Origin of the sequence: Rhodococcus sp. YL-1, assembly GCF_001942025.1 — a bacterium.
GTDB classification, from domain to species: Bacteria; Actinomycetota; Actinomycetes; order Mycobacteriales; family Mycobacteriaceae; genus Rhodococcus_F; species Rhodococcus_F qingshengii.
This window is the reverse complement of sequence record NZ_CP017299.1, coordinates 974655-996470: the sequence shown is the minus strand read 5'-3', so window position 1 is coordinate 996470 and position 21816 is coordinate 974655. Positions and strand designations below refer to the sequence as shown.

Genomic DNA, 21816 nt, shown 5'->3' with positions numbered 1-21816 from the left:
CCGGATCAGACCCCCTCAGTACAAAACCCAGTACAAACCCCTCAGTCGCGACCTTCCCAGGCCGCCCACAGTTGTGCGTAACGCCCGCCCGCGGACACCAGTTCGCGGTGCGGGCCTTCTTCTACGATCTGACCGTGTTCGAGCACGATCACTCGGTCGGCGCCCGCAGCCTGCGTAAGCCGGTGTGCGACAACCAGAGTGGTGCGGCCCTCCGTAGCGGCGTCGGCAGTCGCTTCCAGTTCCCGCGCTCCGGCGCTGCCCGCCTCCGCTGTTGCCTCGTCCAGTACGGCGACGGCGGGATCGGCCAACACCAGTCTCGCCAAAGCCAACTGCTGCGCCTGCGCCGCCGTCATCTCGTGCCCGCCTTCGCCGACGACGGTCAGCATTCCCTCGTCGAGAGCCTCCACCCACTCGTACGCGCCGACCGTCCGCAGTGCCGCGGCAACGTCCTCGTCCGAGGATTCGGGAGCCGCCAATCTCAGATCCTCGATCAGAGGTCCGGCAAAGACATGAACCTCCTGACTCACGATCGCGATGTGGCGTCGTAGGTCATCGAGGTCGGCAAGCGGGACACCGCCGATCGACACCCGGCCCGACGTCGGAGTGATCGAACCGGCAGCGATCGCCGCGAGCGTCGTCTTTCCGGCTCCGGTCGAACCGACGAGCGCCACGCGTTCCCCCGCTCGCAGTGTGAGGCTCACTCCGTGGAGAACCTCATGACCACCGTCGTAGCTGTGCCGAATGTCATCCAGACGCAGCGAACCGTCGGCCGGAACGGAACCTGCATCCGTCGAAGGCTCCGTTTCCTCGATCTCGACGACGCCGACCAGTCGCGCGAGGCTGGCGCCGGCCGACTGCACTTCGTCGAAGGTGTAGAGCAGTGAGCCGATCGGGTTGAACAGGCGGTGGAACAGCAGGGCAGCAGTCGTCGTCTGGCCGACTGTCACGACGTCCTCACGGACCAGCAGGAATCCGACGACGAGAATCATGGACAGGCCCACGAATTCGGCGCGGTTACCTCGACCGGCGAACCTCGTGAACAGGCCGAACACTCCGACTGCCAGATCGCGCGCTTTTGCCGACGCCGCATCGATCTGCCCGAGGTGTTCCTTCTCGAGGCTGTACGCACGGACCGTCTTCGCACCCTGGAGACTGCTGATCAGCGCTTGTGAACGAGCGCCCATCGCTACCCGCTCGGCTGCGTAAACGGGAGCCGAGCGTGGCAGGTACCACTTGAGCGCCAGCGCGTACATCGGCAGCGCGACCATTCCGGCCAGACCGAGTCGCCAGTCGAGTCCGAGCATGGTCACCATGCTCAGAGCCACGAGCAGAACCGCCGCGATCATGCCGGGAACCACGTCGGACACGGCCTTGGCGATAACCGACACGTCGTCGCCGACGCGCGAGAGCAGATCGCCCTTGCCGACCTTCTCGACGGTCTGGATCGGCAGTCGCAGTGCCCGGTCCACGGTCCGCTCTCGCAGATCCGCCAGGATCGTCTCACCGAGCCGCTTGATCAGATAGGCAGCCACACCGGTCAACACACCGCCCACGATTGCGGCAGCGGCGATGATCACGACCACCCCGACGATCGTCGACGTGGGCGCGTTGTCCCGGACCCGGTCGACCAGGACACCGAATACGTAAATCGGCACCAAGGCCATCGCCGACGCCGAAGCCGCGACGATCAGGACCAGCAGGCTCTGCATCCGGTGTTCGGCCAACGCCGCCCGCAACCACCTCCAGGTCTGGCGACCACTCGCGATCGGCAACAACTCGCGCTCTGTCACCTTCTCGGCGTTCTCCCCGGCCGGCATTTCGGTTGTCATGTCCGTGGCCGTCACCGCAGCACCGCTCCTCGGTAGTTCGCGTCGCCGCGAGAGAGTTCGGAATGTGTGCCGATCGAGGCGATCACTCCGTCGTTCAACACGATCACCCGATCCGTCACGGCCAGCAAGGCGGGGCTGCTGGTGATCAATACCGTCGTGTGGATGCCACTGGCACCCTCGTGCCGCAGTTCTGCGATTCCTTCGGCGATCGACGCCTCGGTCACCGCGTCCACCGCCGTCGTCGGATCGTGCAGGACCATCACGGGTGCCTGTGCCACCAAGGCGCGCGCGAGGGCGACGCGTTGCCGCTGGCCTCCCGACAAACTGGCGCCCCGATCGGTCACTTCGAGGTCGAGACCGTCCGGATGTGCATCGACGACATCCGCCGCTGCCGACGCCACCAGAGCGCTCTGGATGTCGAGAGCAGCGCCATCACCGGCGCCCGCGGTGACGTTCGACGCAAGCGACCCGGAGAACAGATCGGTGATGTGCGGCTCCACCAACACCGTCCGACGTGCCAATCGCAAGTCCATGTCGGACAGGCTGATTCCGCCAACCCTCACCACTCCGCGATACGCGTCCTGCGCCAGCTGACCGGACAGGACCGCGACAAGAGCATCGGCGTCCTGCGGCTGGTAAGCCACGACGCCCAGCAGTTCTCCGGCAGGCAGATGCAGATCGATGCCCTTGAGCGACTTGTACTCGACTCCGTCGAGAGTCAGGTCGGTGCCTTCGAGTTCGGTCTGCGAACCCGCGCCACGCAGTGGCTCCGCGTCCAAGACCAGTGCCAGTCGATCCGACGACGCTCGCGCCACCGCGAAGTATCCGGGAATGGACGCAAGCAAGCCGAGCGGTTCGATGATGAACTGCGCAAGCCCCACCACGGTGATCAGTTCACCGACCGTGATCCGGCCCTGCAACGCGAAGTATCCCGCGAAGCCCGCAACACCGACCGCGAGCAACGCACTGACGGTCGCGGCAACGCCGGTGTAGATACCGGTCGCCTTGGCCGTGCCGATCGTCGATGCGAGCGCTTGACGGCTGACCGTGCGGTAGCGCGCCGACGCGGTCTTCTCGCCGCCGATACCGCGCAGCGGACGCAATCCGCTGACCAGATCCGTAGCCATCGCCGACGCCCGAGCGATCGACGCCTGCTGGCCGGTGGCCCTCGACGTGATGAGAGGCGCCGCCAACTGCAGCAGACCGAGAATGACCGGCGTTCCGATCAGAACGGCCAGCCCCAGCCAGAGGTCGATCCACACCAACGCCACCGCCGACGCCACCGCAGCTGTCAGGGCCGCAGCGGCGCGCGGGACGATGTCCGCGATCCACGAAGTCTGCTCGGCATCGGATGTCGAGACTGTCAGCAATTCACCCGAACGCAGATCGGTGCGCACCCCACGCGGATCGAGGACGCGGTGCGCCACCTCGAGCCGGAGGCGATGAGCCTCCTGCTGCATCGCGGTGACGATGAAGCGTGCGCCGAAGCGCCACGCGGCCGTCAGAACGAGAAACAGAGCCGCGAGACCGACGATGGAGACGATCAGGGCCGTGGTGTCCGAAGTCTCCACCGCACGGTCGATGATCACACCGATGGAGATCGGCACCGCCGTCTCGGTCAGTTGGTGCAGACAGACCAGAACCGTGCCGATGGCGAGCGGGCCACGGTTACGGACGAGGACACGTCGCAAAATCGCAGCACCGCTGTGATTGCCACTATCCGGCTCGTCCGAGTCGACGGTCACACTCGAGGGGGTCGAACTCATGGAACTCCAAGCATCGATGGAAGCGATAAAGTTGAGTACAGGGATAAGTAAGTCGACCCTAATACATGAGCAACTAGCGTCGACACGCCCAGTTCTCATAGAGTCGCGAGTAAGAACCATTGCTTGCGCCGTGCAGGCAAGCACGAGAGGAACATGATGGCTGAGAACACGACCGTCGAAACCGAGATCGCGGACGAGGACCTCGAGCCCGTAGCGGACGAAACTGCTCGTCAGGCACAGCGCGTCGTCGCTGCCTACGCGGAAGATGCCGACGAGTGCAGGATGCTGCTCTCGATGCTCGGTATCTCCCCCGCCGCCAAGCTCGACTGAATCTTTCCCTCACCGACCGAGAAGGAACCACGTGCCTGTCAGTCCGGATTCGACCAGTTCAACCCTTTCTGACAGCGCACCTGCTTCTTCGACCGGTGAAGCCGTGTCCGGGCAGGCTGAGTTCGTTGTCGTAGCGAACCGCCTGCCCGTCGACTTGGAACGGCTTCCCGACGGCACCACCCGCTGGAAGCGAAGCCCCGGCGGACTGGTCACCGCTCTCGAGCCGATCCTGCGCAGCAATCAGGGCGCGTGGGTGGGCTGGGCGGGGGTGGCGGACGCCGAGCTCGACCCCATCGTCGAAGACGGACTCGAGCTCTACCCCGTGCCGCTGAGCGCCGAGGAGATCAACGAGTACTACGAGGGATTCTCCAACGCCACCCTCTGGCCGCTCTATCACGACGTCATCGTCAAACCCGAGTACCACCGCGAATGGTGGAACGCCTACGTCGAGGTGAACCGGCGATTCGCCGAAGCCACCTCCAAGGCAGCGGCACAGGGCGCGACAGTCTGGATCCAGGACTACCAGCTGCAGTTGGTACCGAAGATGCTGCGGATGCTGCGCCCCGACCTGACCATCGGCTTCTTCCTGCACATTCCGTTTCCCCCGGTCGAGCTGTTCATGCAGATGCCGTGGCGCACCGAGATCGTCGAAGGCCTCCTCGGCGCCGACCTCATCGGCTTCCACCTTCCGGGTGGCGCACAGAACTTCCTGTACCTGGCCAGACGCCTTGCCGGGCAACAGACTTCACGTGGAACCGTCGGCGTCCGCTCCAAACTCGGTGTGGTGCAAGTAGGTTTCCGTAGCGTCCGCGTCGGCGCCTTCCCTATCTCCATCGACTCCGGCAAGCTCGACGAGCTCTCGCGCACCAAGGCAATTCGAGACCGCGCCAAGCAGATTCGCAAAGAACTCGGAAACCCCAAGCACATCATGCTGGGCGTCGACCGCCTCGACTACACCAAAGGCATCGACGTCAGGCTCGCTGCGCTCCACGAACTTCTCATGGAGAAGCGCATCGACCCCGCCGACACCGTCATGGTGCAGTTGGCGACCCCGAGCCGCGAACGCGTCGAAAGCTACGTACAGATGCGCGGAGACATCGAGCAGAAGGTCTCCCGAATCAACGGCGAGTTCAGCGAAGTCGGCCGCCCCGTCGTCCATTACATCCATCGGCCGATCCCACGCGACGAACTGGTCGCGTTCTTCGTCGCCGCCGATCTCATGCTCGTCACGCCGCTGCGTGACGGCATGAACCTCGTCGCCAAGGAGTACGTCGCCTGCCGAAGCGATCTGGGTGGTGCATTGCTGCTCAGCGAATTCACCGGTGCCGCAGCAGAACTCCGCCAGGCATTTCTGTGCAATCCCCACGACCTCGACGACGTCAAGGATTCGATGGAGAAGGCCCTCAATCAACCGCGCGAGGACGGCCGGCGCCACATGCGTGCGCTACGTCGTCAGGTCCTGACGCACGACGTCGACCGCTGGGCGCGCTCGTTCCTCGACGCGCTCGCACACGGCGGTGCCGCAGGCCCGGCGCTGATCGCCCCGGCCGAAGCACAAGACCACTGAGGACAGTGCACAAAGGCTGGGGCCGCGGAGAGTGAATCTCCGCGGCCCCAGCCTCTTTCGTACCCGGCTCCAGCCTTCGTGTGTTTGATCAGAAGGGTTGGACGTTGTTCACGAGCCAACGTCCGTCCTGCTTCTCCAGACTCATCTTCACGCGACTGCCACTGGCAACGGCTTCGGGCGATTCCGAAGACGTGGTGATCTGATTGAGGAACAGCATCGTCGTCGCGCTGTCCGCCTCCGCGTCGAGAACCGCGGCGCCCTGGACGACGACCTGAACGGTCAGCGACTTTTCCTTGGCTCCCGGAATGATCACCGATTCGATCAGATTGGTGAACGTGCCTTGAAAATCGCCCGTCAAACCGTCTGTGGCTGCATGCAACTGCTGGTCGACGTTGTTGTAGTCGTACTGGAACATCGCTACCGCCTGATCGGAAGAGGCCTGTGCCACTTCGTCTCTGGTCTGATCGATCGCTGCGGTGTCACGCGTTCCGTCCGGACCGAAGTAGAGATACGCCGACACTGCCGCCAACGCGATGGCCACTGCACTGATGACGCACAGGATGATGGCGAGCGGTGAGGCGCGCTTCGGCTTCGGCGAAACTTGCTTGGACGTCTCGGGGTTCACTTCTGGGGTCATGGCACAAACTCCACATTCGAGGCAAGCAACTGCCCGTCGACGTCGCACATGGTGATTCGGAGTCGGTAGTTGCGTTCGGCGGGCGCTTCGTCGCCGTTCTTCTGCATCGCGCGCACCGCGACAAGAGAAGTCCCGCAATCACCGTCCGACTTCTCGAACCCGGCTTCGAGCACCTCGCCGTCGGTTTGAACTCCGGCCTGCCCGAGGACGTTGACGAACGAATCCTTGCGTCCGTCGAACTGCGACTTGAACTCGTCGGTGGTGCCGGCGAGGAACTTGTCGAGGTCGGCAGCCGCTGTATCCGCGTGCAGTGTCGTCAGATTCAGTGCGGTGGTCCGGGCACCGGCCACGTAGCGGGCTCGGTCCTCGTCGGCATTGGACGCCTTGTTCCGGTCGACGAGAAGAAACACCGTCAGGGCCGCAAGAGCAACAGCGATCACCGAAGCAATGGCGATCCCGACTACCAACCCGGCCTTGGGCTTCGAACGAACAGGGGTGTCCACAGCAGTTTCTGCGGGGGTTTCGGCGGTACCGGTCGGCTCAGCCTCGGTCGTGACCTGATCACCGCTGACGACCTTCTCAGGTGGAGTATCGGGCTTGCCCAAAGCAACTGGCGCCGCCGCCTTCTGCTCAGCCACCTTCTGCTCAGCCGCATTCTGCTCGGCTGGCTTCTGTTCGGCCGACTTCTTTTCGGTGGGCACTACTACCGCGGCAGCGTCTGCATCCGCACCCGTGGGTCCGGCGCTGCGGGACGCGCGACGGCGCACCCGCTGCCCGGCCTGTGGATCTTCGTCTGTCATCAACCCTGCTGACCCTTCATGAACTGTTCGAGACTGACGTCGCCGCCACCGAGGTTCGGTTGCGAGTACGTCCTTCCGTCCGGCCCGATGTACGTGCCTGTAATCGGATCGTACCGACGAGCCGAGACCGAAGGCGTCGACGTGTACGAGCTCGGGGTCGCGGTAATCGGTTCCGGAGGCCCGGATTGCGGGTTCGTGCCCATCGGTACGTAGCCGGAACGGCACTGTTCGACCGTCGGCGCACGACGTCCCGGATACTCCTCGCAGGGAAGGTTTCTCGCGCCGCGCACGGCGATCGGCGAATCCTGGGCAACCTGACAGAAGAGATCCGACGGCGTCTCGATTGGTGATTCGTCCTTCGGACTGCGCCACTGCTCTGCGGGCAGGAATCCTGTAGTGCACGGCGGCGGGTCGTTGACCTCCATGTGGAAGTCCACCAGTGCACCATCCGCAGCCGGGCCGGAGCCTGCCACCGTGACCAGCGCCGCGGCCAGCGGCGGGTAGATGACCAGAATCTGCTCGATCGCGTTGTTGTAGATCACGCCGACCTGTCCGACGGACACGAGGTTCGCCAGAAGAATCGGCAATGTCGGCTGCATGTCTTGCAGAAGAGCATTCGCCTCCGCCGCTGCGGCCGGACCCTTCTGGATGACGGCACGCAGATCAGGGTCGCTGGCGCGGAGCTGGTCGGTGAACGTCACCAGATTGCTTGTCCAGGAACGGATGGCGTCGCTGCTGACCACCTGGGTGTCCAGGAGTGGACCGGCCTGCTCGATCAGGGTCTTGGTCGCGTCGGAGTTGTTGTTCGCCTCTTCGACGAACAGCCGAGCCGAGTCGATCAGCTTCTGCAGATCCGGGCCGGCACCGTTGAACGCCTTGAAGGATTCGTCGATGACGGTCTTGAGCTTGGTGTCGGAAATGCTCTGCAGCAACAGATCTGCCTGATCGAGCATCGCGCCGACATCCTGGGGAATGCTGGTTCGGTCTTCGGGAATCACCGATCCGTTTTCCAGATGCCCGTCGACCACGATCGCTCCGGAGCTGTCGGTGTGCGGAATCAGATCGACGAACTGCTCGCCGATCGCCGACACACTCTTGACCGCAGCGTTGACGTCCGAGGGCACCTTGACGCCGCTCTCGAGAGACAGTCGCGCATTCACGCCCGTTTCCGACAACTCCACCGCGTTCACGACACCGATGGTCTGACCGCGGTAGGTGACGTTCGAGTTCTTGTACAGCCCACCGGTGGCGGGCAATTCGACAGTGACGTCGTAACGGCCGATACCGACCATCGCCGGAACACGCACGTACTGAGTGGCCATCACGATCAAACCGACAACCGTCAAGACGGCGAAGATGATGAGCTGGATACGGACGAACTTTGTGAGCATCATGGTGCCGGTGCCCCCTGAGGAAGTCCTGGAATGTTGATCGGCGGAAGTCCCGGAATCTGAATGGTATTCGGATCCGCTGCCGGGGCCTGCGCAGCGGGAGCCTGTCCGGCGGGAGCTTGTGCCGGCGGTGCGGCAGGCTTGAGCGGATCGCTCAACGGGTTGCCTGTCTGTCCGGCGAGCCCCGCCTGCTTACCCAACACGCCTTCTGGTCCGGAGAGTGTTCCGGCCAACGGAGTTCCGGTGAGGAAGTTCGCGTCGAGTCGGGGCAGCGAGATGTCGATGGTCATCGCCAGGTTGGCGTAGTCACCGCGGATGACGTTGTCGATTCCGTTCTGCGGGAACGGGAACGTCAAGAGGACTCCGAGAACCTGAGTGAGAGCGTTACCCGAATCCGCCAAGGCCTTCAGAGTCGGCGAAAGAGCCCGAACATTGGTCGCGAAATCGTCGCCGCTCTCCTGGATGACGCGACTGGCCACCTCGCTGAGACCACCGAGGGAGGTCAAGGCGTTGGTGATGTCCTGACGCTGAGCGACAAGAACCTCGAGTGCCGGCGGAATACCTTCGAGTGCTTTGTTCAGGGTGTCGTGCTGGGCCTGGACCGTCGAGGACAGTCGATCGAGTCCCTCCATCGCCGAAACGATGTCGCCCCGTTGCTTGTCCAGACTGCCGACCAGCTGATCGAGCTGAGGCAGGAGGTCGCGAACCGAATCTTCACGCCCACCGAGAGCGGCGTTGAGTTCCTTCGTGATGTCCTGAACCTGAGCGAGACCGCCGCCGTTCAGTACCACCGACAGCGACGACAGCGTCTGTTCCGTCGTCGGGTAAGCGCCCGCCCGCTCGATCGGAATCAGGTCACCGGCTTCGAGTCGGCCCTCGGGCTCCTCCCCTACCGGCGGCGCCAACTCGATGTGCTGAGAGCCGAGCAAGCTGGTCTGACCGATTTTTGCCGTCGCGTTGGCCGGCAACTGAACCTCGGGATTCAGCGACACCGTCACCAGAGCGTGCCAGCCTTGAACCTCGATGTTCGAAACGCTTCCCACTGCCACGTCATCCACCCGGACGGGCGAATTCTGCGACAGCGTAGTCACGTTCGGCATCTCGATCTGAACCTCGTATGCGCCTTCGCCCCGGCCTTGAGTGCCTGGCATCGGCACCGAGTTGAGACCGTTCCATTCACAACCGCTGGCGCCGAGTGCCACTGCCGTGGCCAACACGGCAACCGTGGTCTTGCGAGCTACCCGCATCAGTTCCCTCCGCCCATGTTGAAGAGTTCGGCGAGATCCTTGGGCACACTCGTCATGGGAGCACCCGACATCGGTCCTGCGACGGTTTCCGGCTGATTCTGACTTGCCGCTTCCAATCCCGGTTCGGTGTAGACGATCTGATCCGGGAAAGCCTGCACGCCCGCGACCGGGTTGAACAGGAATCCGGGGTAGTTGCCGATCATCGTGCTGAGCACCGGCCCGAGGTACTGCTTACACAGGTCGGCACTGTTCTGGGAGTTACCACTCTCGATACCTTCGATGGAACCACAGATCCACTGGATCGGATTCTTGAAGTTACTCAGTGCAATTGCGCCGGTCATACTGCCCTGAGCCGGCTTGTAGATCTGATAGAAGTTGGCAAGCGACGTCGGTCCGGAGTGCAGAACCTGCTCGATCTCCGGGCGCTTGTCAGTCAGTACCTGAGTGGCATCGGCGAGACGCGCAACCGATTCGCTCAGTCCCTCGCTGTTGTCCTTGACGAACCGCTGGACGTCGCCGACGGCCAGGTCGAGATCACTGAGGGCGGTACCCAACTCGTCGGAGCTGCTTGCGAGAACGCTTGTCACCGAAGCGAGGTGACCGCTGAACTGCACGATCTGCTCGTTACTCGAGGACAACGCAGTGACAAATGCCTGCAGGTTCCGAATGGTGGAGAACAAATCGGTCCGGCCTTCGGACAGCGTGTGCATCGTGGCCGAGAGTTCGCGCAGCGTCGACCGAATCGACTCACCGTTACCGTCGAGGTTCGTTCCCACGGTGTCGATGAATCGACCGAGGGAACCCTGATCGTCCAGACCCTCCGGTCCGAGTGCGTCCGACAGTTTGGTCAGTTCGGTCTTGATCTCGTCCCACTCCACCGGAACGGCGGTGCGCTCGATCGGGATTTCGCCGCCGTTGGGCATCTGTTCCCCGCCGGAGTACACGGGGGTCAATTGCACGAAGCGTGCGGACACGAGGCTTTGAGCAACGATGAGCGCCTTGGCATCTGCCGGAACGTCGACGCTCGAATCGATCTTCATCTCGACGTAGGTGTCCCGATCACGCGGTTCGATCTTGGTCACCTTGCCGACGTTGACACCGAGCACTCGCACGACATCGCCCTCGTAGAGACCGGTGGTCGAGACGAAGTGCGCGGAGATCTTGGTCTTGCCCAGGCCTGGGATGAAGAGGTAGGCCGCACCGGCGACGAGCAGCGCGACCAGCACACCCGCTCCGATCAGCACCCACTTCTTGCGTGGGTTGGTGGAGCCCTGTGGATCCTGTGAAGTCATGGTCTCGGTCATTCTCCCGGCCCCCTGATCGTCGGTGGAATACCGGGGAAGAAGTCTTCCAGGTCGCCCGGAACCTGCTCGGGCGCGACGCTGGTGTCCACCAGGGTCTTCCACCAGTTGCTCGGCAGAATGTTGATGATGAAGGCGTCGAAGAACGGGCCGCTGGCCACGGTCTCACCGAGCGCGGTGATGTACGGTCCGAGTCCGTCGAGCGCTCCCGCGATGTTGTCCTTGTTCTGCTGGAGAACCTCGGCGACCGAATTCAGCTTCTCGAGGGTCGGCCCCATCTGGGCCTCGTTCTCCTGCACCAGCGCTGACAGTTGACGTGAGACTGCGCCGGTGTTGACGATCAGTTCGCTGATCGCGTCACGCCGCAAGCTCAGCTCGGCAAACAACTTGTTGCCGTCGACCAGCAACGAATCGATCTGACCGCTTCTGTCGGAAAGGATCTTGGTGACATCTTCGGCCCGCGAGAGCAATTGGAGCAGGCTCTCGTCGCGTGAGTTGATGCTCTGCGAAAGCCGCGTCATTCCGTCCAATGCGGTGCGAAGTTCTGGCGGAGTATCGGCCAGGGTGTCCGAGATCGCGTTGAGCGAATCGTTGATCTGTTCCGTGTCGAGTTCGGACACCGTTGTCCCGAGGTCACCCAGAGCGTCGTTGAGCGAGTACGGGGAGTTGGTGCGTTCGACCGGAATCGGCGTGTCCGTCCGCAACAGTCCGGATCCTTCCGGCCGTACCGCCAACGACTTTCGCCCGAGAACCGTGTTGGTCTTGATATCAGCCGCTGTCTGCTCGCCCAGGGCGACACCGTCCTGAACGGTGAAGGTGACCAACACCTTCTGGTCGTCGAGTTCGACGTCGCTGACCTTGCCGACCTTCACGCCGGCCATGGTCACGTCGTCGCCGGTGACCAGGCCGCCGGCATCTTGGAAGTACGCCGAGTAGCGAATGCCACCGTTGATGAACTGGAGTTGATCGTATTGAAGCGCGGCACCGACGGTTGCCACCGCCAGGACGAGACCGATGACACCGATCTGTACCGGATTACGTTCACGGGTTGGGGTCATGAGACTTTTGCGCACCTTCCCGTGTCCTGAACTGCCGTGGGCAAGATGATCGTCGTCCCGTCGGGTCCGGAGAACTTGAAAGTGTTGGCGCACAGATAGAACTGGAAGAACGCTCCGTACGTGCCCACTCGGATCAGCTTCCGGTAGTCGGACGGCAGACGATCGAGAGCGGTGTTGATGTCGTCCTTGCCCAGGTCCAGCTGCGTCATCGTTCGGTTGGTCTCCCCGATCAGCGTCTGGATGTCCGGACGTGTCGCCTGCAGCAACGACGCGAGATCTCCCGTGGCACCGGCGATCTCGGTGATCGAATTACCGATCGGGCCACTGTCCTTCGCCAATCCACTGACCAACTGCTGGAGCTGATCGATCGTGGTGGAGAACTGATCGCCCTTGTCGTTGATGGTGCCGAGTACGTCGTTGAGATTGGTGATGACGTCCCCGATCAGCTGGTCTCGGTCCGCCAACGTGCTGGTGAACGAACTGGTGTTTCCCAGCAACGAAACCAGCGTTCCGCCCTGGCCCTGGAGTACCTGCAGCAGGGCCCCGGAGAGGTCGTTGACCTGCTGCGGGTCGAGCGAACGAAGCAGCGGCTTGAATCCGCCGAGCAGCAGATCCAGATCGAGAGCGGGCGACGTCTGATCGACCGGAATGGATCCTCCCGACGGAAGCGTCTCGGTGGAACCGGCGCCCTCGAGCAGTTCCATGTAGCGATCGCCCACCAGGTTCTCGTAGCGCACAGTCGCTTTGGTGCTCTTCATCAGCGAGTACTTGGTGTCGACGTCGAACTCGACCTCGGCCTGGTTGGAGTCACCGATGGACACTCCGGTGACCGACCCGACCGGAACACCGGCGATGCGGACCTTGTCGCCGGACTTGAGTCCCGAGACGTCCGAGAAGGTGGCGTGAAATCCGTTGCTGCTGCTGAAGCGCACCTGACTGAAGACGATCGCCAGTCCGGCGAAGATGACCGCCATGACGACGGTGAAAATCAGCAGCTTGACCGTGGTCGGTCTCATCACTTCCCGTCTTCCTGCTCGTAGGAGTCACCGAAGAGATACTGGAAAATGGTCGGCACGGTAACGCGCAGTTCGGTGTTGGGAACGAAGGGCACGTTGCCGGTGTTGGTGACTGCGAACGGTGCATGCCCGTCGACCTTCGGATCGAATTCGGGCAGACCATAACAATTGGGTCCGCCGGAGGCCGCGACCTTGGGGAGAGATTGCGGATTCTGGTACGCCTCGGCGCCGTACATGAAGCTCGCACTCAGCATCAGCGCCGCTTTGTCCCCGGTGCCTGCCAGTGGCTCGAACTTGATCCGACCGTCGTTCAACCCGACGATGAAGCACGTCAGACCCGACGAGTACTTGTCGAGCAGGGTCGTCGTCGCGGTCAGAGTGTCGAGGGCGGTGGTCAGGTTCTGCTCGTTGTCGGTCAACAACGCGTTGCCGGTGTCCGCGAGGCCGGTGACGTTGAGCAACAGCAAGTCGAGGTTTGCCTGCTCGGCCACGATCGATCCGCTTGTCGCGGTGGCATTGTCGAGGATGCGCATCAGATCCGGTGCCACGTCGGCGTACAGATTGGTGACATCGGCGGCGCCGACCAAGTCTTCCTGGAGCTGCGGTAGAACCGGATTCATCTTCTTCAGATAGGTGTCACCGAGCTCGAGAACCTCACCCAGCGACTCGCCGCGCCCGTTGAGTGCGGTGGAGATCGCGCCGAGTGTGGCGTTGAGCTTTTCCGGTTCGATCTTCGCGAGCACGTCCGAAAGATGTTCGAAGACACTGTTGAACTCGACGGTGACGCTGTCCGAAGCGATGACAGCACCCTCCTGGATCGGTTGGGTCGACGGATCGTCGGGAATCACGATGTTGACGTACTTCGCACCGAACACCGTGGTGGTCTTGATCTCCACCCGGGCGTTCGACGGAATCTTCGACATCTGGCCCGGATCCATCGCCAACTTCAGGTTTGCCTGGTCCCCGACGAGGGAGATCGACTCGACGCGGCCGACCTGCACTCCGCGCAACTTCACCTTGGCATTGGGTTCCATGACGAGGCCGGCACGCGTGGACGTCACGGTGATGGGCGTGCTCTTGGTGAACCCACCCGAGAACATGGTGAGAGCAACGGCGACGATCGCCACGAGTCCGAGGACCAGGCCGGCTGCGGCCAACTTCTTGTGCCATCTGGGTACGGTCATCGCTTGCCCGCCTATCCCGACAGGTTGAAGTTGCCGGACCCGCCGTAGATGGCGAGTGAGATGAGCAGGGTGACCGTGACGACCGCGATCAACGAGGCGCGCACTGCGTTACCCACCGCGACACCGACGCCGACCGGGCCACCGGTTGCGTTGAAGCCGTAGTAGGTGTGGATGAGCATGACGGCCAGCGCCATGACTATCGCCTGGGCGAACGACCACAGTATGTCCGTGGGTATCAGGAAGGTCGTGAAGTAGTGGTCGTACACGCCGCCGGACTGGTTGTAGAGGAACACCGTCGCAAAGCGGCTGGCGACGAACGACGCGATCACCGCCAGTGAGTACAGCGGGATGATCGCGATCATGCCGGCCATGACGCGGGTGCTGACCAGATACGGAATCGACGGGATCGCCATCGTCTCCAGCGCGTCGATCTCTTCGGAGACGCGCATCGCACCGAGCTGCGCGGTGGAGCCGGCGCCGATGGTCGCGGCGAGGCCGATTCCGGCGATGACCGGCGCTGCGATGCGAACGTTGATGAAGGCGGCGAAGAAGCCCGTCAGTGCCTCGACGCCGATGTTGCCCAGCGAGCTGTAGCCCTGAACGGCGATGGTGCCACCGGTGAACAGTGTCAGGAATCCGACGATCACGACGGTGCCACCGATGACGGCGAGCGCACCGGTGCCCATGCTGATCTCGGCGATCAGTCGCAGAGTTTCACGTGGATAGCGCATCAGCGCTTTGGGAGCGTGACCGAGAGCCTTCGCGAAGAACAGCGCTTGATCACCGATGCTGTCGATACTGCGAGAGAGCGAACCGATCTGTCGACGTGTGCGCGGGAAGCGTCCCGCTGCGGCCAACGCCATCAGATCTCCTCCCGTCTGTCGTTTGTCGTTCTGTCCACTTCGATCTCTCCGACTGCCGTGGGCCTCATCCGGCCGTCAACTTGATACCGATGGTCGTGATGAGCACGTTGACGACGAAGAGCGCCATGAACGCGAACACGACGGTCTGGTTGACCGCGTCACCGACGCTCTTGGCGCCGCCTTTGACGTTGAGTCCGAGGTAGGCCGCAACCAGGCCGGCGATCATGCCGAACAGCCCTGCTTTGACCATGGAGAGCATGAGCTCACCGAATCCGGTGAGCAGTGTGATGCCGTTGACGAAGGCGCCGGGGTTCACGTCCTGGATGAACACGGAGAAGACGAAACCGCCGAGGATGCCGATGGTGCAGACCAGTCCGTTGAGGAGCAGCGCCACACCTGTCGACGCGAGCACTCGGGGAACGACCAACCGGTGGATGGGATTGATCCCGAGCACCTTCATGGCGTCGATCTCTTCGCGGATGGTTCGGGCCGAAAGATCCGCGCAGATGGCGGTTGCGCCGGCGCCGGCGACGATCAGCACGGTGACGATGGGGCCGACCTGCGTGACGGTGCCGAGGGCAGCTCCGGCACCACTGAGGTCGGCTGCACCGATCTCGCGCAAGAGAATGTTGATGGTGAAGCTGACCAGCACCGTGAACGGGATTGCGACCAGCACCGTCGGCACCATCGAGACTCGGGCCACGAACCAGGCCTGATCGATGAACTCTTGCCGCTGGAAAGGGCGGGAGAAGACTGCCCTCAAGGTTTGGGCGGACATCTGAAAGAAGCCACCGACCGCTCGTAATGGCACCTCGACGAGGTCTACCATTCGCCCTCCTCGTCCTTGGTTGCCGCAGTACTGTCTGTTCTCATAGTCCAGCCCCCGACAGCTTGTGACTCAGGTCATATTAACTAGAACGTGTTCACCTGTCAAAAACAAGTGTCCAACTCTAAGGAGTAGCCTCACGGCGCCGATCCGAAACCGGAAGATCGGAGACATGGGAAGCATCCCTTTTCGATGCGATTTTCGCCGAAATATCCTGGAAATTAATACTTTTGAATGATCGGCGCCTTTCGGCGCCAGGTTCGAAATTCAGCCATGCGAGAGCCTTGACTGGGCACGCCGATCGAATATCGCATCGTTCGCAGGAATGCAAAATTGGAACACAGTCCAGTTTTTTCGAGACCGTTGGTCTCGTTACAGAACGCAGGCAAACTGCCGCGCCCACCGACTCGTGAACACGCTATTTCTACCAGGAAGTGGACACGTAGACCGTCTGAGTGTGAACAACGGTTCTACGTGTCGCGCACCCGAGAATCAGCGCCGTCGATCAGCCCAACGCGCGCAGGGCCGCCGATGCCGAGAACATCTTTGCCGGGTCACGGTCAGCGAAGTAGTCACCCATCACTGCGGACAGCGTTTCCGGCGACCAGGAATCTCCCTCGGCGTCGAACCTCTGCTCGACGACGGGCGCCGCCATCAGCGCAACCATCGGTCCGTACACCACGAATACCTGACCGTTGACGGCGTCGGCCGCTGGTGATGCCAGGTACGAGACGAGCGAAGCCACGTGCTCGGGCGAGAGCGGATCCATGCCGTCGGCCGGCGCGTCGCCGAACACGCCTTCGGTCATCGACGTCCGTGCCCGCGGGCAGATCGCGTTGGCCCGTACGCCGTAGCGCGAGAGCCCACGTGCGGCCGACAACGTCAGCGCCGTGATTCCGGCTTTTGCAGCGCCATAGTTGGGCTGCCCTTCCGGTCCGAGGAGACCCGCCTCCGAAGAAGTGTTGACGATGCGCCCGTACACCGGCGCCCCGGCTTCCTTGGATTTCGCCCGCCAGTAGGCAGCGGCGTTGCGGCACAAGAGGAAATGGCCGCGAAGGTGCACTTCGAGTACGAGATCCCAGTCTTCGTCGGACATGTTGAACAGCATCCGGTCGCGTACGACCCCTGCATTGTTGACGACGATGTCGACACTGCCGAACTGACCCTGCGCTGCTTCCATCAGTGCGTCGGCAGTAGAACGCTCACCGACGTTGCCTGCCACGAATTCGACCTTGGCACCGAGACCACGGATTTCCTCGAGCGTCGCTTCGACGGCCTCGTTCGGGGCCAGATCGTTGACGACCAACGAAGCACCGGCCTTCGCCAGACCGATGGCCTCGAACTTTCCAAGCCCCGATCCGGCACCGGTCACGATGGCGACCTTGCCTTCGAGACTGGTTTCTGGGCTGTTCACAGCATTCATCGAAGCGCTCTCCCGGTTCTCTGCGGTCGTGTGTCGAGTTACCCGGCTCGATTGCCGTGACCCACGAGTTCGCAACTTTAGAACGTGTTCTTGTTTTGGGCAACCATCGTCACGGATGTTCGGTCAGTGCCGCGCGCGGGCACTGAGCGATCGCGGAACGGACATCCTCCCAGCGATCCTCCGGTGGGCGCACAGAACTGATCACGAGCTCCTCGTTGTCGTCGAGGTCGAAAATATCGGGCGCGATCCCGACGCACACACCGTTTGCCTCGCAACGGTCCAGATCAACCCTGACCTCCATGGCGATTCCTCTTCTCTACTCACAACTGCTCACACGAACACGGATACGAAACGAGTGCCGCAGGGCTGTGCCGCACACCGTTCCTGGCGATAACACTAGAACCTGTTTCAGTCGTGTGCAATGATTCGAAAAAGTACCGAGAACGGACGTCGAACGATCCGCCGGAGACGGCGAGGGCGCCCCTTGTCGCCGATGAACGCATCGATAGAACCTGTGTCAATCGAATGGTTGACGCTTTGATTCGTATCTCTATGGAGAGGTAACCATGCACATCACCTACACCCCTGAGCAGCAACAGCTCCAGGAGGAGTTGCGTGCCTACTTCGCACAACTGATGACTCCCGAGCGGCGTGAAGCGCTCGCCGCCACGACGGGTGAGTACGGCGAAGGCAATGTGTACCGCGAAGTCGTCGCGCAGATGGGCCAGGACGGCTGGCTCACCCTGGGTTGGCCGAAAGAGTACGGCGGACAGGAACGCTCCGCGATGGACCAGCTGATCTTCACCGACGAAGCCGCCATCGCCGGTGCGCCGGTGCCTTTCCTGACGATCAATTCGGTAGCGCCGACAATCATGCATTTCGGTACGGACGAGCAGAAGGCCTTCTTCCTGCCCAAGATCTCTCGCGGTGAGCTCCACTTCGCGATCGGCTACTCCGAGCCCGAGGCCGGCACCGACCTGGCCTCTCTGCGCACGTCGGCGGTCCGTGACGGTGACGATTACGTCATCAACGGGCAGAAGATGTGGACCAGCCTGATCCAGTACGCCGACTACGTGTGGTTGGCGTGCCGCACCGATCCGGAAGCCAAGAAGCACAAGGGAATCAGCATGCTGATCGTCCCCACCACGGCAGAAGGCTTCTCCTACACACCGGTTCACACCATGGCCGGCCCCGACACCAGCGCCACCTACTACCAGGACGTACGGGTCCCGGCGTCGTCGATCGTGGGTCAGGAACACGGCGGCTGGGCACTGATCACCAATCAGCTCAACCACGAGCGCGTTGCCCTCACCTCGGCCGGACCGATTCTGACCGCGCAGCGTGAGGTCCGTGAGTGGGCACAGAACACCAAGCTGCCCGACGGCCGACGCATGATCGACCAGGAATGGGTGCAGATCAATCTGGCTCGCGTGCATGCCAAAGCCGAGTACCTGAAGTTGATGAACTGGGAAATCGCCTCCGCAACCGATCACGCTCCCGGCCCCGAAGCTGCGTCCGCCAACAAGGTGTTCGGTACCGAATTCGCCACCGAGGCTTACCGCTTGCTGATGGAAATCCTCGGATCCTCCGCCACGATCAGGCAGAACTCCCCCGGCGCCCTTCTGCGCGGCCGCATCGAACGTATGCATCGTTCTTCGCTGATCCTGACGTTCGGCGGCGGTACCAACGAAGTGCAACGCGACATCATCGGAATGACAGCTCTGCGGCTTCCCGCATCGAAGCGATAAGGACCCACGATCATGGAATTCACCCTTACCGAGGCCCAGCAGGACCTGTCCGGCCTGACACGATCCGTAGTCACCGAACTGGTCACCAACGATCGCCTTCGTGAACTCGACGCCGCGGAAGACCGCTTCGACGCCATCTTGTGGAACGCTCTGGCCTCGGCCGGCGTCCTCGGTGCGGCCCTTCCGGAGTCGGTCGGCGGAGACGGATTCGGGGTCCTCGAGCAGTGCAGCATCCTGGCCGAACTCGGACGCGGTGTTGCAGCCGTTCCGTTCCTGACGTCCATCGTCGGATCCGCCGCAGCGATAGCGGAATTCGGCTCGGACAAGCAGCGAGACGAATGGGCGAGCGCCGCCGCCGCCGGCGAGAAGATACTCACCGCGGCCCTCGCCGAGGAATACAACGACGACCCGGCCCACCCCGTCACGCGTGCCGAGAAGACCGCCGAAGGTTGGCGCATCGACGGAGCCAAGATCACCGTCGACAGTGCACCGCTCGCAGATCTGTTCCTCGTCCCCGCCATCACCGAGGACGGCGTCGCGGTCTTCCTCGTCGAACCGTCGGACGCGGGCGTGAGCATTACCAGGCAATCGACCACAGATTTCTCGAGCGCGGGTCTCGTCGAATTCGATTCGGTGCAGATCCCGGCCGATCGTGTTCTCGGCTCGGTTGCCCAGGGATCGGACATCGCGGCGTGGATCGTCGAGCGAATTCAGCTCGGTTCGACCGCCTACCAGTACGGAGTGCTCGATCAAGCGTTGAAGCTGACCGCCGAATATGCCACCGAGCGTGTGCAGTTCGGTCGACCGATCGGTAGTTTCCAGGCAGTGGCCCAGCGCCTCGCAGACGGATACATCGACGTCAAGGGTGTTCGTCTGACTCTGTGGGCTGCCGCGTGGCGTCTGAGCGAAGGACTTCCTTCCGACGGCGCTGTACAGACGGCCAAGTTCTGGGCTGCAGATGCGGGACACCGTGTCGGGCACACCGCTGTTCACGTTCACGGCGGTGTCGGTCTGGACGAGGACCATCCGGTTCACCGCTACTTCCTCGCGGCCAAGCATCACGAGTTCCTGCTCGGCAACGCAACGGATCAGCTTCGCGCGCTCGGCAAGGTACTTGCCGCAGTCCCTGCCTGAGTGCGTCCCACCGAGTGGAAATCCATGACCTGGTCCGAGACGAATCGATGATGATGCAGCTATGAGTCAGAGCCCCACTGTTTCCGATCTACTCCTCGGAGTCAGCGAGATCGACGACCGCGGTATCCGTTTCGAGGACCAGGTCATCACCTGGCGCGAGCACGTTCAAGGCTCGTTCGATCGAGCAGCGCTGCTGGACACGCTGCTCGATCGAACGCGCCCCAGGCATTTCGGACTTCTGATGGAGAACGTCCCCGAGTTCTCGCTGCTGCTCGGAGCGGCATCGTTCTCGGGTTCGGTCGCCGCCGGGCTGAACACGACCAGGCGCGGCCCGGCATTGGCGCGAGACATTGCGCTCTCCGACTGCCAGGTCATCTTCACCGAGAACAACCAGGCACATCTACTCGACGACATCGATCTCGGCGACGTCCGGGTGATCAACGTGGATTCTCCGGCCTGGGCGGAATTGTTGGCGCCCTTCGCCGATACGCCGGCCTACGCGTCGACGGCGCAGCCCGACGATCTGTTGATGCTCATCTTCACTTCCGGAACCAGCGGTGATCCCAAAGCGGTTCGGTGCACGCACCACAAGTTGGCCTCTCCCGGGGTCATGCTTGCCGATCGTTTCGGGCTCGGCGCCGACGACGTCGTCTACATGGCGATGCCCATGTTCCATTCCAACGCGATGATGGCGGCGTGGACGGTCGCGCTGCACGCTCGTGCGGGAATTGCCATGCGACGCAAGTTCTCCGCTTCGGGTTTTCTACCCGACGTTCACAAGTACGGAATCACGTACTCCAACTACGTCGGAAAGCCGTTGTCCTTCATCGCTTCCACCCCCGAGGTGCCGAACGAGCGGGACAACACCTTGAAGATCATGTACGGCAACGAGGGTTCGGCGCCCGCCGTCGCCACCTTCGTCCGGCGCTTCGACGCTCGCGTCATCGACGGCTTCGGTTCCACCGAGGGCGGCATTTCGATCTCCGCGGCACCGGTTCCCCGGCCCGGCGCCCTCGGACTGCTCCCGGACGGCGTCAAGATCCTCGATCCCGAGACCGGAGCGCCATGCCCGCCTGCAGTCTTCGATGCCGACGGCCGGATCACCAACGCCGACCAGGCAACTGGTGAACTGGTCAATGTCACCGGCCCAGGCACGTTCGCCGGGTACTACAAGAACCCGGAAGCCGACGCCGAGCGAATGCGCAACGGCCAGTACTGGAGTGGCGATCTGGCGTACACCGACGTCGACGGTTACGTCTACTTCGCGGGACGCAGTTCCGGTTGGCTGCGAGTGGACGGCGAGAACATCGGTGCCGCACCCATCGAACGCTCCCTGGTCGGTTACCCGGGCTTCGCGCAGGTGTCCGTGTACGCAGTCCCCGACAGCGACGTCGGCGACCGCGTCATGGCGTCGGTGATTCCGGTCGGCGATGTCGACAACTTCGACCCGGCAGCCGTAGCCGAATACATCGATTCCCGGCCGGAACTCGGGCCGAAGCAGAAGCCGACCTTGATCCGAGTGTGCAGTGAGTTCCCGAGAACGGCGACGTTCAAGGTGGTCACTCGAACGCAGAGCGCCGAACGCTGGAACACCTCCGATCCGGTGTGGATCCGACGGCGTGGAGAATCCGACTTCCAATTACTCACTCCCGAAATGGCACTCGGCCTCGAGAAGACGCGAGAGCGCGTCTAGCCC

Annotated in this window: 19 protein-coding genes; 5 read left to right on the top strand and 14 right to left on the bottom strand. The window is 62.7% G+C overall.

The window, feature by feature from the left end; genetic code table 11:
- Window positions 1-41 precede the first annotated feature (41 nt).
- Window positions 42-1829 (bottom strand): ABC transporter ATP-binding protein, encoded by a 1788-nt coding sequence (locus BH682_RS04690; RefSeq protein ID WP_411561096.1) that lies wholly within the window; start codon window positions 1827-1829, stop codon window positions 42-44.
- Window positions 1830-1840: 11 nt separating this feature from the next.
- On the bottom strand, window positions 1841-3595 hold the full coding sequence (locus BH682_RS04685) for an ABC transporter ATP-binding protein (protein ID WP_080726624.1): 1755 nt from the start codon (window positions 3593-3595) through the stop codon (window positions 1841-1843).
- 156 nt (window positions 3596-3751) lie between these two features.
- On the opposite strand from BH682_RS04685, the gene BH682_RS36310 reads away from it, so the two are divergent.
- Both BH682_RS36310 and BH682_RS04680 read left to right on the top strand, forming a co-directional pair.
- The gene (locus BH682_RS36310) at window positions 3752-3925 is read left to right on the top strand and encodes a hypothetical protein (RefSeq protein WP_164490548.1); all 174 of its coding nucleotides are present in this window, start codon (window positions 3752-3754) and stop codon (window positions 3923-3925) included.
- A 103-nt stretch (window positions 3926-4028) separates the two neighbouring features.
- On the top strand, window positions 4029-5492 hold the full coding sequence (locus BH682_RS04680) for an alpha,alpha-trehalose-phosphate synthase (UDP-forming) (RefSeq protein WP_085989962.1): 1464 nt from the start codon (window positions 4029-4031) through the stop codon (window positions 5490-5492).
- Between the two features lie 88 nt (window positions 5493-5580).
- Here the strand turns inward: BH682_RS04680 and BH682_RS04675 are convergent, their stop codons facing one another.
- The 12 genes from BH682_RS04675 to BH682_RS04620 all read right to left on the bottom strand — a co-directional run bounded on the left by BH682_RS04675 (window position 5581) and on the right by BH682_RS04620 (window position 17539).
- A complete protein-coding gene (locus BH682_RS04675; protein ID WP_007734345.1) occupies window positions 5581-6129 on the bottom strand; it encodes a hypothetical protein in 549 nt (182 codons plus the stop codon).
- Entirely contained in the window at window positions 6126-6929 is an 804-nt protein-coding gene (locus tag BH682_RS35665) for a hypothetical protein (protein WP_083954648.1), read from the bottom strand. Before BH682_RS35665 ends, BH682_RS04675 begins: the two co-directional genes overlap by 4 nt.
- The gene (locus BH682_RS04665; protein WP_075832240.1) at window positions 6929-8323 is read right to left on the bottom strand and encodes an MCE family protein; all 1395 of its coding nucleotides are present in this window, start codon (window positions 8321-8323) and stop codon (window positions 6929-6931) included. The genes BH682_RS35665 and BH682_RS04665 overlap by 1 nt, the downstream gene beginning before the upstream one ends.
- Complete coding sequence (locus BH682_RS04660; RefSeq protein WP_020968506.1) at window positions 8320-9567, bottom strand: MCE family protein; 1248 nt, start codon at window positions 9565-9567, stop codon at window positions 8320-8322. The genes BH682_RS04665 and BH682_RS04660 overlap by 4 nt, the downstream gene beginning before the upstream one ends.
- Window positions 9567-10871 carry an MCE family protein gene (locus BH682_RS04655; protein ID WP_007734341.1) on the bottom strand — a complete coding sequence of 435 codons (1305 nt, stop codon included), beginning with the start codon at window positions 10869-10871 and terminating at the stop codon, window positions 9567-9569. Before BH682_RS04655 ends, BH682_RS04660 begins: the two co-directional genes overlap by 1 nt.
- On the bottom strand, window positions 10868-11926 hold the full coding sequence (locus BH682_RS04650; protein ID WP_003945728.1) for an MCE family protein: 1059 nt from the start codon (window positions 11924-11926) through the stop codon (window positions 10868-10870). The genes BH682_RS04655 and BH682_RS04650 overlap by 4 nt, the downstream gene beginning before the upstream one ends.
- A complete protein-coding gene (locus tag BH682_RS04645) occupies window positions 11923-12942 on the bottom strand; it encodes an MCE family protein (protein ID WP_007734337.1) in 1020 nt (339 codons plus the stop codon). The genes BH682_RS04650 and BH682_RS04645 overlap by 4 nt, the downstream gene beginning before the upstream one ends.
- Window positions 12942-14126: an MCE family protein gene (locus tag BH682_RS04640; protein WP_003945815.1), complete on the bottom strand. Its 1185-nt coding sequence runs from the start codon at window positions 14124-14126 to the stop codon at window positions 12942-12944. Before BH682_RS04640 ends, BH682_RS04645 begins: the two co-directional genes overlap by 1 nt.
- 11 nt (window positions 14127-14137) lie before the next feature.
- The gene (locus BH682_RS04635; protein ID WP_042920421.1) at window positions 14138-14989 is read right to left on the bottom strand and encodes an MlaE family ABC transporter permease; all 852 of its coding nucleotides are present in this window, start codon (window positions 14987-14989) and stop codon (window positions 14138-14140) included.
- Window positions 14990-15053: 64 nt separating this feature from the next.
- Window positions 15054-15818, bottom strand: a complete 765-nt coding sequence (locus BH682_RS04630; RefSeq protein WP_003945687.1) for an MlaE family ABC transporter permease — start codon at window positions 15816-15818, stop codon at window positions 15054-15056.
- Window positions 15819-16320: 502 nt separating this feature from the next.
- Complete coding sequence (locus tag BH682_RS04625) at window positions 16321-17238, bottom strand: 3-oxoacyl-ACP reductase (RefSeq protein ID WP_054188083.1); 918 nt, start codon at window positions 17236-17238, stop codon at window positions 16321-16323.
- A 109-nt stretch (window positions 17239-17347) separates the two neighbouring features.
- On the bottom strand, window positions 17348-17539 hold the full coding sequence (locus tag BH682_RS04620; RefSeq protein ID WP_007734330.1) for a ferredoxin: 192 nt from the start codon (window positions 17537-17539) through the stop codon (window positions 17348-17350).
- A gap of 265 nt (window positions 17540-17804) precedes the next feature.
- Between BH682_RS04620 and BH682_RS04615 the strand changes: the two genes are divergently transcribed.
- The 3 genes from BH682_RS04615 to BH682_RS04605 all read left to right on the top strand — a co-directional run bounded on the left by BH682_RS04615 (window position 17805) and on the right by BH682_RS04605 (window position 21813).
- Window positions 17805-18986, top strand: a complete 1182-nt coding sequence (locus BH682_RS04615; RefSeq protein ID WP_003945878.1) for an acyl-CoA dehydrogenase family protein — start codon at window positions 17805-17807, stop codon at window positions 18984-18986.
- A 12-nt stretch (window positions 18987-18998) separates the two neighbouring features.
- Window positions 18999-20120 (top strand): acyl-CoA dehydrogenase family protein, encoded by a 1122-nt coding sequence (locus tag BH682_RS04610; protein WP_064688568.1) that lies wholly within the window; start codon window positions 18999-19001, stop codon window positions 20118-20120.
- 61 nt (window positions 20121-20181) lie between these two features.
- Window positions 20182-21813 carry a long-chain-fatty-acid--CoA ligase gene (locus BH682_RS04605; RefSeq protein ID WP_075832238.1) on the top strand — a complete coding sequence of 544 codons (1632 nt, stop codon included), beginning with the start codon at window positions 20182-20184 and terminating at the stop codon, window positions 21811-21813.
- Window positions 21814-21816: the final 3 nt, after the last annotated feature.